This window comes from Bacillus sp. FSL W8-0223 (assembly GCF_038006805.1).
Taxonomy (GTDB): Bacteria; Bacillota; Bacilli; order Bacillales; family DSM-4216; genus Bacillus_O; species Bacillus_O smithii.
Genome location: NZ_JBBOVX010000001.1, coordinates 2844929 through 2857651, shown reverse-complemented (window position 1 = coordinate 2857651; position 12723 = coordinate 2844929). Strand labels below are relative to the sequence as shown.

The 12723-nt window shown below is 42.3% G+C and carries 11 protein-coding genes; 6 read left to right on the top strand and 5 right to left on the bottom strand.

Translation table 11 applies throughout. The features are described 5' to 3' along the window. Positions 1–89 precede the first annotated feature (89 nt). Together NST81_RS13720 and NST81_RS13715 are read right to left on the bottom strand one after the other, a co-directional pair. A complete protein-coding gene (locus NST81_RS13720; RefSeq protein ID WP_341027798.1) occupies positions 90–1451 on the bottom strand; it encodes an IS1182 family transposase in 1362 nt (453 codons plus the stop codon). Between the two features lie 112 nt (positions 1452–1563). After that, complete coding sequence (locus NST81_RS13715; RefSeq protein ID WP_048623885.1) at positions 1564–2487, bottom strand: 1,4-dihydroxy-2-naphthoate polyprenyltransferase; 924 nt, start codon at positions 2485–2487, stop codon at positions 1564–1566. Positions 2488–2890: 403 nt separating this feature from the next. Between NST81_RS13715 and NST81_RS13710 the strand changes: the two genes are divergently transcribed. The 5 genes from NST81_RS13710 to NST81_RS13690 all read left to right on the top strand — a co-directional run bounded on the left by NST81_RS13710 (position 2891) and on the right by NST81_RS13690 (position 9262). Then, on the top strand, positions 2891–4303 hold the full coding sequence (locus NST81_RS13710) for an isochorismate synthase (protein ID WP_341030087.1): 1413 nt from the start codon (positions 2891–2893) through the stop codon (positions 4301–4303). Then, a complete protein-coding gene (menD, locus tag NST81_RS13705; RefSeq protein ID WP_341030086.1) occupies positions 4296–6041 on the top strand; it encodes a 2-succinyl-5-enolpyruvyl-6-hydroxy-3-cyclohexene-1-carboxylic-acid synthase in 1746 nt (581 codons plus the stop codon). Before NST81_RS13710 ends, menD begins: the two co-directional genes overlap by 8 nt. After that, positions 6038–6847, top strand: a complete 810-nt coding sequence (gene menH / locus NST81_RS13700) for a 2-succinyl-6-hydroxy-2,4-cyclohexadiene-1-carboxylate synthase (protein WP_341030085.1) — start codon at positions 6038–6040, stop codon at positions 6845–6847. The genes menD and menH overlap by 4 nt, the downstream gene beginning before the upstream one ends. A gap of 14 nt (positions 6848–6861) precedes the next feature. Continuing rightward, entirely contained in the window at positions 6862–7680 is an 819-nt protein-coding gene (gene menB / locus NST81_RS13695) for a 1,4-dihydroxy-2-naphthoyl-CoA synthase (RefSeq protein WP_003352704.1), read from the top strand. Between the two features lie 76 nt (positions 7681–7756). Further along, positions 7757–9262, top strand: a complete 1506-nt coding sequence (locus tag NST81_RS13690) for an o-succinylbenzoate--CoA ligase (protein WP_341030084.1) — start codon at positions 7757–7759, stop codon at positions 9260–9262. Between the two features lie 152 nt (positions 9263–9414). On the opposite strand, the gene yidD is transcribed toward NST81_RS13690, so the two are convergent. Then, positions 9415–9657: a membrane protein insertion efficiency factor YidD gene (yidD, locus tag NST81_RS13685; protein WP_270583970.1), complete on the bottom strand. Its 243-nt coding sequence runs from the start codon at positions 9655–9657 to the stop codon at positions 9415–9417. A gap of 126 nt (positions 9658–9783) precedes the next feature. On the opposite strand from yidD, the gene NST81_RS13680 reads away from it, so the two are divergent. Beyond that, entirely contained in the window at positions 9784–10224 is a 441-nt protein-coding gene (locus NST81_RS13680) for a Dps family protein (RefSeq protein ID WP_048623879.1), read from the top strand. Positions 10225–11223: 999 nt separating this feature from the next. On the opposite strand, the gene NST81_RS13675 is transcribed toward NST81_RS13680, so the two are convergent. Both NST81_RS13675 and NST81_RS13670 read right to left on the bottom strand, forming a co-directional pair. Beyond that, on the bottom strand, positions 11224–11436 hold the full coding sequence (locus NST81_RS13675; RefSeq protein WP_048623878.1) for a hypothetical protein: 213 nt from the start codon (positions 11434–11436) through the stop codon (positions 11224–11226). A 209-nt stretch (positions 11437–11645) separates the two neighbouring features. Further along, on the bottom strand, positions 11646–12518 hold the full coding sequence (locus tag NST81_RS13670) for an EamA family transporter (RefSeq protein ID WP_341030083.1): 873 nt from the start codon (positions 12516–12518) through the stop codon (positions 11646–11648). Positions 12519–12723: the final 205 nt, after the last annotated feature.

The window sequence follows — 12723 nt, the reverse complement described above, 5'->3', positions numbered from 1 at the left end:
ACAAAAGGCATCCGAATGTGCGCTTTCGGATGCCTTTTGTCACTTTTATGCTTTCAAATGTTTGGAATAGACCCCTCCAGGGGTCTATTTTATGTTATTGCTGGACTTTTCCATGTCCAGCAAGCCATCTTTTTCAAATTCATTGCAGCAAAAGTTAGCATCGCCTGCATGGACAATTTTTTTAAACCTCTTAAAGTTGTCCAACGCATACCATGCTTTTCCTTTGCATCAGCAAAAACACGTTCAATGGTTTCTTTCCGTCTTGCATAAATGCTCTTATTCTCTTGTGTATGCCGAAGATGATCAGCTTCCTCTAAATAAAATTCCCATACATGTCGCTGAATCAGTTTTTTATGCTCCTTACTTTGGGTGCACTTCGAAAGGAATGGACAATCTTTACACTGGACTGGATCAGAAAAATATTGACGATAGCCTTCCTTCGTCGTAGTTGCATATTTTAACACTTGTCCTTGCGGACAAAGATAACAATCGTAGTATTCATCGTAAACATACTCATGTTTTTTGAAATAACCATCCTTTGTACGAGGGCGAGTATAAGGTAAAGCAGGGGTCATATCATTTTCAAATATGTATTGGGCAACGGCGGGAGTTTTATATCCAGCGTCAGCAGCAACCACAGCCGGTTTTCCATGTTTTTCTATGACTTTTTCAAGAAGTGGCTCCAATACGGAACTGTCATGAATATTCCCTGGCGTTACAATAGCCCCCAAAACAAAGCCATTTCGATCCGCAGCAGCATGGAATGAGTAAGCAAACTGTTTTGTTCGCTCGTCTTTTACGTAGTAACCACTTTCCGGATCAGTGGTACTTTCTTTTATTTCTTTATATTCTTCTTTCCCAAATTTATCTGGAGGAAATGGCTTTTTTCCATGTGCTTCTCGATCAGCATTTATCTCATCTTGTAGACGTGCTTGATAGGCTTTCGTTTCTTTTCGAACCACTTTCTTCACAAATTTATGCTTATTCGCACTCGCTTTGACATGAGTAGAATCAATAAAGACATGCTCACTGCTTATCAGCTTCTTATCTGCAGCTTCTTTCAAAATGCGATAGAATATCTGTTCAAATAAGTCTGTATCCTTAAAGCGTCGCTCGTAGTTTTTCCCAAACGTTGAAAAGTGAGGTACCTTATCATAAAAACCAAATCCAAGAAACCAACGGTAAGCCAGATTCGTTTCGATTTCCTCTATAGTTTTTCGCATGGAACGAATACCGAAGGTATATTGGATGAAAGCCATTTTAATCAATACAACTGGATCAATACTTGGTCGACCTCTTTCCGATGAATACATGTCTTGAACAAGCGAATAGATAAATGAAAAATCAATAGCAGCGTCGATTTTACGAACCAAATGATCTGCAGGTACAAGTTGGTCTAAAGCTATCATTTCTATTTGATCACGATTCATCTGTGTATTTTTTGTTAGCACTTCATCCACCTCAATTCATTACGGTATCTTAATTATACAAAAAAAGACTGTCGGCAAATCCGGTTTTTTCGGATTTGTCGACAGTCTGACCTGTCCTCATTATAGGGACAGGTTATAAGAAGTAACTGATAAAAAGCCCGATTGATAACAAAAATCCAAAGATCGTATTCGTTTGTGCGGTGGCTTTCATGGCAGGCATCATTTGGATCGGTTTCGTTTTTCCGATAAATCCTTTAACGGCTTTGACGGCTTTTGGTACACTTAAAAAGACGATCAATAGCCATGGAGAGGCGATTTGAAATAGGACGAGGGCTGTTACCCAAGCATACGAAACGATAAACATCCCTTGCAGGAAACGGATCGCATTTTCTCGACCGAGCAATATGGCTAATGTTTTTCTGCCGTTTTCTTTGTCGCCATCCAAATCTCGAATATTATTCGCCAATAAGATGGAGCCGATCAAAATAGAAATGGGAATCGAGATCAGAACACTTGTAGTGGTGATGAATCCCGTTTGAATGTAAAAGGATATTAAAATAATGATAAGTCCCATGAACAAGCCTGATGTCAGTTCGCCAAACGGGGTATAAGCAATCGGTTTCGGTCCGCCCGTATAGAGGTATCCGGCAATCATTCCAAGCGTTCCGACAGCCGCAATCCACCAGCTTGATTGCATGCAAATATAGACGCCGAGCAGTACAGATATTCCGCACAGGGCAAAAGCTAGAGATAAAACAGTCTTCGGTTTAATGCCGTTTCGTACGATGGCTCCACCGATTCCGACTGAATGCTCTGTGTCCAAGCCGCGCACATAATCGAAATATTCATTAAACATATTGGTAGCCGTTTGGATCAGCAAACTAGCCAATAGCATGGCAAAAAATAAACCAAAATGTATCGATGTATATTGATATGCGAGCGCGGTCCCTATTAAAACAGGAACAAAGCCGGCTGTCAGGGTGTGTGGACGAGTAAGACGCCACCAAACACGCCATCCTTTCTCCGGCTGTATAGCAGGAGTTGTATGCATTTCCATTGATGGATCTCTCCTTATATTTCTAGTAAAAATAGCCTATAAAACATCCTATTCTCCCACCATCACTATAGAAAATGAAACAAAAGGTGTCAATCTTTTTTTACCGATTGATGAACGGGAGGGGGGATAATGACAGCCTAAGGAACGCGCAGGAAAAGAAACAGCCGATTAAAATCTCTGCTGCATCCTTCTAACTTTCGTCGTAATGCGAATGCCAACTTTTTCTTTAGCTAATTTTATTGTGGGCAAGCGTATTTGATTAATCTTTGGCAAGGTTAAGATATAATAGAAATGGAATTGTGAAAAAAGTGTTACGTTGACTTCAAAAACGACAGAGGTGTATCTTTAAAGAAGTTTAAACGAGAGAGTCGAATAAAGTATAGTTGAAGTGGAGGCTGTTTCATTGTCTATTAAAAGTCATCATCTTCCTGTTCAATTGATGAGCAAATTGGAAAACAGAAAAAGGAAGAATCAAGCTATGCTTTTCAGTATAACAGAAGAAATGGATTTTATAGATCCCCTCGCTTTTTATTATGGCAATGATTCCGTTTATTCAGGTGAACGCTTTTTTTGGAAAGACTCCGAAAGCGACACGATTATAGTTGGTGTGGGGAATGCAGCTGTTTTAAGGAGCGAAAAGGGAATTAAGGAAAGATATAAAGAAATAGAGGAAAAATGGAATCATTTATTGAAAGAAGCGGTGATCGAAAACGCCCATAAAGAGGTTATGGGCACCGGCCCCCTTTTATTCGGTGGTTTTTCTTTTGACCCCGGCACGATAAAAGAGGAAAAATGGGCTCCGTTTTCTTCTGCCTATTTTGTTCTTCCGTCGTTTATGGTAACGATAAAAAAAGACCGTACATATTTGACTTCCAACGTGATTCATACAGCCCATGAAGAAGACGATTTTCTTGAAAAATGGATCAGCCAAAAAGAAAAGGTCATTAGAAACGCGAAAGAAGTCCCGGAAAGAATGACGGCCATCGTAAATGTGGCTGAGCACGGCAGAAACGAATGGAAGCAAGCAGTCCATAAAGCGGTTGAACAAATTCACTGTAATGAAACACTAAAAAAAGTGGTATTAGCCAGAATGTTAACCGTACAGTTTCAAGAAAGACCTTTTCTGGAAGCTGTATTAAAACGTTTATGGGAGGAGCAGCATGAAAGCTTCCTCTTTGCGCTGGAAACGATGAATCGTTGTTTTTTAGGCGCGTCTCCTGAAAGATTGGTCCAAAAGTGGCATGAAAATGTGCTTTCCACATGCTTGGCTGGTTCGATCCGGCGCGGCAAAGATTTAAAAGAGGACCAAAAGCTTGGACAAGAATTAATGGGAGATCGCAAAAATCGAAAAGAACATCAGTTGGTTGTCGATATGATTGACAGCGTCATCAACAGTTTGTGTGAAAACGTTCAAATTCCAGAACAGCCGGAGCTGCTAAAATTGAGTGATATACAGCATCTTTTTACGCCTGTTGTCGGAAAAGCCCGTCGAAACATGTCGGTGCTGCAGTTTGTTGAAAGATTGCATCCTACTCCTGCGTTAGGAGGTCTGCCTCAGCAAGAAGGGCTGGAAAAGATTCGTCAATTGGAAGGAATAGATAGAGGTCTTTATGGCGGACCTATCGGCTGGATAGATGGCGACGGAAACGGAGAATTTGCAGTGGCCATCCGTTCTGGTCTTTTTCATGACGCTCAAGCTTATCTATACGCAGGATGCGGAATTGTAGCTGATTCAGAAGCGGAGAGCGAATATATAGAAACAAGCATTAAGTTTCGGCCAATGCTCCGGGCTATAGGAGGAGACATCCATGAATAATGAATCATTGACATTGTATTTATCCCATTTCATCGATGAATTGACGAAAGCAGGAGTTTGCCATGTTGTCGTCAGTCCGGGTTCGCGATCAACTCCGATGGCCATGTTGATGGCAGAGCATCCTGACCTGCATTTGTATCTTCACATCGATGAACGGTCAGCCGGTTTTTTTGCTTTGGGCATGGCAAAAGCTTTGCGGAAACCGATCGCGTTGCTCTGTACATCCGGAACTGCTGCAGCCAACTATTATCCGGCTGTGATCGAGGCAAATTATGCACGCGTCCCCTTGATTGTTCTTACCGCTGATCGACCGCATGAACTAAGGGAAGTAGGGGCTCCGCAAGCGATCGATCAAAATCATCTTTACGGTCGCCATGTGAAATGGTTTGTCGATATGGCGCTTCCGGAGACGGGGGATACGATGCTTCGCTACGCGCGTTCGAATGCGGCTCGAAGCGTTTATATAGCTTCTCAAGCACCGATGGGCCCGGTTCATTTGAATTTTCCGTTTCGTGAACCGCTTATCCCTGATTATGAGCATGCTTACGAATCCATCACACAAACTGGACGGACTGTTCAGCTTCAAAATGTTGCGCGTGAACTTCCGGAGGAGGAACTGGAAGGCCTTGCGCATGAACTGGTTCAGTATGAGCGCGGGATTATCGTTTGTGGAGCGCTTGATTCCACCGGTTTTTCCGAACAAGTCGTGAAGCTTTCGAAAGCGTTAGGTTTTCCCGTTTTGGCGGACCCGCTCTCACAGTTGAGAAGCGGCCCTTTTTTGTCAAAAGAAATTATAGACAGTTATGATTCTTTTTTGCGGGATCAAACCGTCCGCCGTCTGCTTGCTGCAGATGTGATCATTCGTTTTGGTGCCATGCCGGTCTCTAAAGCGTTGACTTTCTTTTTGCAAGAAAACCGCGATGCTGAGCAATGGGTGGTCGATGGCGGAGGTCTTTGGCGTGACCCATCTTATTCTGCCACACGAATGATTGCCTGTGAGGAAACATCTTTTTGCCGAAAATTATCTGAAAAAGTACGAAGAAACCATCATTCCCAGTGGATTGAAAAATGGATAGCCGTCAACGAGAAAACAAAAGAATGGATGCGCACCGTAAATGATGTCGAGTTTTTAGATGAAGGGAAACTGTTTTATCAGCTTCATCATGCATTGCCTGAAGGAGCCACTCTCTTCGTAGGCAACAGCATGCCGATTAGAGATGTAGATTCCTTCTTCTTTAAGAATTCTAAACAGATTGAAATTATGGCGAACAGGGGAGCCAATGGTATTGACGGGGTCGTTTCCACTGCCATGGGGGCGAGCGTATTTAGGCAGCCATTGTTTTTAGTCATCGGCGATCTTTCGCTCTTTCACGATATGAACGGGCTGCTCGCAGCTAAACTGCATCGATTGAATGTGAATATCATCATCGTCAACAACAACGGCGGCGGCATTTTTTCTTATTTGCCCCAGGCAGAGCATCCAAAACATTTTGAAGAACTTTTTGGCACTCCCATCGATCTGGATTATTCGCTTGCTGCTGAAATGTACGGAGGCGACTATCAAAAAATATCAAACTGGGATGAATTTCAAGAGTCTGTCCAAAAAGCGGTTTCCCATGAAGGATTATCCATTATTGAAGTACCGACCAATCGGGAAAAAAATGTCATGGTCCATCGACAATTGTGGAAGAATGTTTCCCGGGAAATAACTTCTATGCTGCTAGGTGAGAGAAAATGAATATGACGGTCAATGGCCGAACGTATTATTTCACAATCGCTGGAAAAGGGGAGCCGCTTTTATTTCTTCATGGATTTACCGGCGACCATACAACATGGGATGAAATAGTGGCAAAGCTGCAAAAAGATTATCAATGCATTTCCATCGATATTCTCGGCCATGGCAACAGCGCACATCCGGAAAACAGCGAAGAATATGCGATCGAAAAGATTGCTGGTGACGTGATCGAACTATTGAGCCGTCTGAGTATCCAGAAAATCAATGTGATCGGCTATTCCATGGGAGGGCGGCTAGCCTTGACGATGGCGGTATTGTATCCGAAAAGAGTCAAACGGTTGATTTTGGAGAGTTCTTCTCCCGGTTTGAAAACTGAAACGGAAAGGTCTGCGCGCAGAAAACGAGATCATGCATTGGCAGAAAAAATTTTGCAAGCCGGAATTCGTGCATTTGTAGATGAGTGGGAAAAGATCCCTTTGTTTGCTTCTCAGTCTCAATTGCCGATCGAGATCAGAAAAAAAATCCGCGAACAAAGACTTCGCCAACATCCTTTAGGACTGGCCAATTCTCTTATAGGGATGGGTACTGGCGCACAGCCGTCTTGGTGGAGCCAATTAGATCGTCTGGACATGCCGGTGCTGTTGATCACCGGTTCACTGGATGTGAAATTTAAAAGAATTGCCCAAGAAATGAAAAAAATGCTGCCGAATGGACGTTGGGAAGAAGTCGAAGGCGCTGGGCACGCAATTCATGTCGAAGATAGTCAAAAGTTTGGTACAATAGTGAATGAGTTTATTAGTTCTACATAAGGAGGAGAATGAAAATGGGGTTTCCTTGGGTTAAGGAACGCGAATACGAAGATATTATTTATGAAACTTATAACCACATTGCCAAAATTACGATTAACCGCCCGGAAGTCAGAAATGCTTTTCGGCCGAAAACGGTCATGGAAATGATCGATGCTTTTTCGTATGCTCGCGATGATTCTAATATTGGAGTCATCATTTTAACAGGTGCGGGAGACAAAGCGTTTTGCTCCGGCGGTGACCAAAAAGTCCGCGGCCATGGCGGCTATGTAGGAGAAGATAATATTCCGCGCTTAAATGTATTGGATTTGCAGCGTTTGATTCGCGTGATTCCGAAACCGGTTATTGCGATGGTAGCCGGATATGCCATTGGCGGCGGTCATGTCCTTCATGTCGTTTGCGATTTAACGATTGCGGCTGACAATGCGATCTTCGGACAAACCGGGCCGAAAGTGGGAAGCTTTGACGGTGGATACGGAGCTGGCTATTTGGCTCGTCTTGTCGGTCATAAAAAAGCGAGAGAAATCTGGTATCTCTGCCGTCAATACAACGCTCAGGAAGCATTGGAAATGGGGCTTGTCAATACAGTTGTTCCACTTGAGAAATTAGAAGAAGAAACGGTGAAATGGGCGGAAGAAATTTTAGAAAAAAGTCCTACGGCCATTCGTTTCTTAAAAGCGGCGTTCAATGCCGATACCGATGGCTTAGCCGGAATTCAGCAATTGGCCGGCGACGCAACGTTGCTTTATTATACAACCGATGAAGCAAAAGAAGGACGCGATGCCTTTAAAGAAAAACGTAAACCAAATTTTGGACAATTCCCGCGTTTCCCTTGATATCGTACAAGAATCACGAAGAAAGCTTGATGGAATTCCATCAAGCTTTTTTGAATCATAGAAAGGAGGTTTTCGTGTGGCCGCAGTATTACCCAATTTTTTAAAACAGCGGGCATCATTAACTCCTGACCGTCCTGCCGTTCTTTTTCATGATCAGTCTTATACGTTTCAAGACGTTTTCGAAAAAGCGCTGAAATTCGCGGGAAAAATTGCATCCTACTCCATCAGTTCGGGGGATGCGGTAGCCTTGTTAGTCAAAAACAAACCGGAATCGATTTTTATTATTTATGCTTTACAGCAGTTAGGCGCAGTGGCGGTCATGATCAATACAAGATTAACAGAATCAGAAATCTCATGGCAGATTACGGATTCAGAGGCCAAGCTCCTGATTTACGATGATGAATTTAAAGATACAGCGGATCGCGTCCAAAATCAAAACGGTAATTTGGAAAAAGCAAGCATAGATGAACTGAAGGAAAGAGAGCCGCGTCTTACATTTATTGCTGAAGAGTGGAAGATGGATCATATATGTTCCATTATGTATACTTCAGGTACGACCGGCAATCCAAAAGGAGTATTGCAATCATATGAAAATCATTTTTGGAGTGCAGCCGGTTCTGCGTTGAATTTAGGGTTAAAAGAAGATGATCTATGGATTTGTGCTGTCCCTCTTTTCCACATCAGCGGCTATTCCATATTAATGCGCAGCATCATATACGGAATGACTGTTCGGCTATATGAACGATTTGATGAAGAAGACATCAACAATAAGCTGATCAACGGTGAAGGAACGATTATTTCCGTTGTGACGGTGATGTTGCAGCGTTTGTTGAATAATCTTGGGAATAAATCCTATTCATCACGTTTCCGCTGCATGCTTCTCGGCGGAGGGCCGGCGCCAAAATCGATTTTGGAACAATGCTCTGAAAAAGGAATTCCCATTTTTCAAACATACGGAATGACCGAAACTTCCTCGCAAATCGTAACGCTTCCGCCTGAATATAGTTTGAGCAAGCTTGGATCAGCCGGAAAGCCGCTTTTTCCAGCGCAAATTCGCATTATGGAAGATGGGAAAGTGCTGCCTCCTCTGAAAGCCGGAGAAATTGTCGTGAAAGGACCAAATGTGACGAAAGGTTATTTGAAAAGGGAAGACGCAAATCGCGAGCGATTCCAAGATGGTTGGCTGTTCACGGGGGATATCGGCTATTTGGATGAAGAGGGTTTTCTGTATGTGTTGGATCGTCGTTCAGATTTGATTATTTCCGGTGGAGAGAACATATATCCGGCAGAAATCGAATCGGTTCTAACGGGACATCCGGATGTTGTTGAAGCCGGAGTCATTGGGGTAAATGATGCAAACTGGGGCCAAGTGCCGGTTGCGTTTCTCGTCGTGAAAAAAAACGTTCCAGAAAAGGAATTATTGGATTATTGCCGAATGCATTTGGCAAAATATAAAATTCCAAGGCGCTTTTTTACCGTGCCGGCATTGCCAAGAAATGCGTCCAACAAATTGTTAAGAAGAGAATTAAAACAGCTGTACCGGGAAATGATGAAAAAGAATGCCCAAAACTCGGATGAATAAAAAAGGCTTGCCAAAGCGGCAGCCTCTTTTTTATGGATTGACGTTTTCTTTTAAGGTAAATGTCAATGCCTCTTACTTACATATAAAGTTGGAAGCGAATTGTAACGATTCGGAATTTAGATGGTCGCTTTCTTAACGAACGAGTTTCTTTTTCAATCATCATTCTTTTTTTGCGGCCATTTTTCTGGTACGGGATCATAGCCGCCGGGATGGAAAGGATGGCATTTGCTGATTCGTCTTAATGTTAACATTCCGCCTTTCAGGACGCCGAAGCGTTCTATCGCTTCTAAACCGTACTGAGAGCAGGTTGGATAAAATCGGCAAGAAGGAGGTTTTAATGGAGATATCGCTTGTTGGTAAATTCGGATAAAGAATATGGCAAACTTTTTTCCCATGATACACCTCTCCCTAGCAGTAGGTTTATTTTATCATGATTCAAGATCGAGGTACAAAAAATGACAAGGTTCCATGTTTAGTTTAAAATGGAAATGGGAACAACATAAATGTGGAGGGTGATAAAAATGTCGGAAAAATTATTGGAAATCGTCAATAAGCAAGTAGCCAATTGGACAGTGCTTTACACAAAATTACATAACTTCCATTGGTATGTAAAAGGTTCACAATTTTTTGTCCTTCATGAAAAATTTGAAGAATTTTATAATGAAGCAAGCGAAAATATTGATGAATTGGCAGAACGACTGCTGGCATTAGGCGGTCAGCCGATCGCTACGTTGAAAGAAAGCTTGGAAGTAGCTAGTGTGAAGGAAGCCGAAGGAACGGAAACCGCTGAAGAAATGGTGCAGGCGACCGTAAACGATTTCTCGATCTTAATAAAAGAATTAAAAGAAGGAATGGACTTGGCCGCAGAAGTGGGCGATGACACGACGGGAGATATGCTGCTTTCCATTCACCAAAAACTAGAAAAGCATGTTTGGATGTTGAATTCTTTTCTTGGCAAATAAGTAGTGTGAGGGTGTCCTGAATTTGAATGAGGAACACCCTTTTTTATTCATGCAATCATCATAAAAACACTATGGAGTGTATAAAGAGTACAATACAAGTCAATACATTGAGCCAATGAACTGGGAGATTCACACTTTCAAAAATGAACTTCCGGAAATATCCGAATGAAGGCTCAAACATCATTCAGAGCATGTTGGTGTTTAAATGAAAAAGCAACCTTTCCGAGTGTTTACTATTTTTTATTCGTGTAACACTCTCATTTCTTTTTTTAAATGGCTCTGTTAAATGTTTGCTGTTTTTGCAAAATAATGGACCTTAGATGGATGAGGTCCATTTATCTATGTGCGCCCGGCATGTACATGAACTATAGGGTGTAAGTCCCGAACCCCGAAGACAGAAGTAGAGGTTAGCCAAGAGCAAGGGTGTCCGTGGTGACGCGGAATCTGAAGGAAGCTGGAGGCAAAACACCGGTCCGAGGAACACGAACCTCATATAAGGCTAGGTATGATGGAGTGAGTTTGCATAACAAAACAAAGCTCTTTCTGTCGAAGGTCATATCGAGTAAATGAGGCGGATGGATGGTGTGAAAGTGCATGTACTTACCCGGGGAGGTCTGGCGGATATGTGAAGTACTCTTCATAACCTACTTAGTGATAAGTAGCTGAACCGTCAGAAGTCAGCAGAGGTCATAGTATTAGTTGGTCTAGAACAACTAAGAAGGACCGAACAATTAAGAGAGAATAGCCCTTGGTATTCAGTGAGTCATGATGAACACAGAAAACGTAGTACCTCACTTGAGGGAGGAAGCGGTGAATCCCGTGGGAGACCTCTTGGAGGGTGGAGTGACCACTGGCATAAAGAGAACAGCTATTCACGGAAGTTATAAAGACTTGCGTCAATTATCTTAATTGAACCGCCGTATACGGAACCGTACTTACGGTGGTGTGAGAGGACGGGAGTTAATCGTTCCCTCCTACTCGATTAGAAATCCATAAAACTTATTTTTCTTTGAAAATTGCTGGATTTTCAGCAACAAGTTCTACATACCCACATTGAGTGCATACAAATGCGTTAACGCTTGACGTTTTTCCTTTAAAGAATCCTGACTTCATCTTTTCAATTAGCAATGCTCCCCCGCCACCGCCGGGGATTACAGACACCCTAGTCATCTCTTCTTGGCATCTTAAACAGTTTCGATTATTGGTTTCCATTTGTGTTGCCCCCTATTTCCTAAAAACATACGTTTTGATAATAAATTAGTTTTACATCTGGTAAAACGTCGGGGAATACAGGTAATTCTTCAGCTTGGAAATTCGGAAAGATAATTATTAACATGATGATAACTTCCTTTAATATGCTCTTTCCGATCTTATTGAAAGCGATCATGTTATGAAATAACGGGTATGATCGATGGGTCAAACTATCTTCTTTTTTGCTTTCCGGGTTTAAAGGACAATAATCCTAACCCGATGAATAACAAAAGAACTCCTGTCCATGCAATGGGAGCCAGCGTCTCACCAACTATGAAAACACCAAGTAATGCAGCAGTGAGCGGTTCAGCCAAAGAAAGGGTAACCGCTTTTGAGGCGTGGATCCCCATCAGTCCTTTCGCAAAAAACATATAAGAAAGCGCAGTGGCAAAAAGTCCGAGATATAAAGCAACTGCTATCCCATGAAGATCTAATAGCCATTTGAGATTGTATACAAATAAAAAGGGGGTTAAGAAAATCGAACTTAAAGTAAACACAACCCCAACTGCTGCCTCGGGTGTGTGCTTTTCGAGCAAATGTTTCGTGATCAACGTATATGCTGCAAATGATAATCCCGCACCAATTGCCATAATGATGCCTAACGGCGCGGCATTCATTTCATGATCATTCCGAATAAGCAATAGACAACCCATCATTGCTAAAAACGTCGCAAGCCACCAGTTTCGTTCAGGAATTTTCCTTTTCACAATCCATTCAAGGATGCCTGCCAAAATCGGGGCGCTTCCGATTGCCGTAACGGTTCCTATTGCGACTCCTGTTAATTTCACTGCGGAGAAAAAAAGCGGTTGATAGGCAGCGATACATAATGCAGCCATGATAACGGGGATAACCGACCACCCTTGATGATTTAATTTCCCTTTCAAAAAAGCGGAGATGAGCAACGCGGGACCGCCGATGGCTAACCGGACAGCTCCGATAACAACAGGGGTGGCGCTATCAGGTGCAAAAGTTTGGGCTGTTCCCGTTGTCCCCCATAATATTGCAGCTAGAAAAACAAGAAAAGCAGACCTCCCATCTGTCATAAGAAATTCTCCTCCTGTAAAAAGAAACACCATGGTCAAAGGGGGGATGGTATCTAACTTTTTTCTTTATTATATATTATTCAGAAAATATATAATATTATAAAGCGTTTAGATTTTAACATACTACTTTTTTATTTCCAAGAGAAAAAGAAGACGTCGTTATGGAGCAGGTATTAAACTGTACGCCTTAATAAAACGGAAATTT